General features: G+C 78.7%; 1 pseudogene. It reads right to left on the bottom strand.

Annotated features, from left to right (window positions below):
• Positions 1-703: pseudogene (locus ACXAHD_RS32300) on the bottom strand (AAA family ATPase); the annotation flags it as partial.

The following is a 703-nucleotide window of genomic DNA, read 5'->3' on the forward strand; positions in this document are numbered from 1 at the left end:
CCTCCCGGGCGCGGCGGACCTGGCCACCGGCGTCGTCGAGGGCGCGCTGCAACCGGTCGACCGTGGCCAGGTCGGTGCGCAACGCCTCGGCACCGGGCGAGTCGGACAACCGGGCGTCGAGCTGCGCCAGCCGGGCGGTCAGCTGCTCGGCCCGTACCCTGGCCCGGTCGACGGCCCGTTCCACCCCGCGCAGCGACTGCTCGGCGTCGGCGACCGCCTGGCGGGCCTGGTCGGCGGCGGCCCGGGCGGCCTGACCGGCGGACTTCGCCTCGGCGACCCGGGACCCAGCCGGCACCGGCGGCACCGTGCCCACCGGCTGCGCGCAGACCGGACAGTCCGCCCCGGCGACGAGATCGTGGCGTAGCGCGGCGGCCAGGTCAGCGGACTGCGCCTCCTGGTACGACTGCCGGGCGCGGTCCAACTCGCGGTCCGCCGCCTCGGCGGTGGACCGAGCCGACCGCAGCGCCGCCTGGCTAGCGACCTGCTCGGCCTGCGCGGCGGCGAGCGCCGGAGCCAGCTCGGCCGATTCGGCGGCGACCCGGTCCCGTTCAGCGTGTGTCTGCAGCAGCAGCCGTCGGTCGGCCGGGTCACCGATGGCGGCCAGCTCGGCGCGGACCTTCTCCTCGCGTTCCTCCGCGTCTGCGACGGCCCGGTCCGCGTCGGCGGCGGCGACCCGGGCGGCCGCCGCCTGATCGGCCAGCCG

The sequence above is a fragment of the Micromonospora sp. ABR4_055 genome, assembly GCF_056160425.1.